The organism is Bradyrhizobium sp. LeoB3 (genome assembly GCF_055456055.1).
The window spans coordinates 1-253 of the sequence record NZ_JBVBEF010000469.1 but is presented as its reverse complement, the minus strand read 5'-3'; the positions used below and the strand labels follow the sequence as shown (position 1 = coordinate 253).

Sequence of the window (253 nt, the reverse complement as noted above, 5' to 3'; positions counted from 1 at the left end):
AGGTTTCCAACTCACGTAGTTGTAGAGCCCGGCCCACGAATGGACCTGAGTACCGCACTTACGGCAGTGAAAGTCGCCGGGCTGCTGGCCCGGCTGCTGTTGCTGGCAGGCCGCATAGACCGTAACGCAGCGCGGACAGGAGAAATGGACGATCAGCTGGGCATCATTGCTCATTTTCAAATGATGTACCGTGATTCGGCACTTTCCCAGCGCGAGAGATTCGCATTTAACGTTTTCCACGACTATCTGTCTG

At 55.3% G+C, this 253-nt stretch carries 1 protein-coding gene; it reads left to right on the top strand.

Going from position 1 to position 253, the window contains the following annotated elements; translation table 11 throughout:
• Positions 1-39: 39 nt before the first annotated feature.
• Positions 40-253 (top strand): hypothetical protein (locus ACZXDY_RS46740; protein WP_464350136.1); only part of this gene is annotated, 214 nt, incomplete at its 3' end.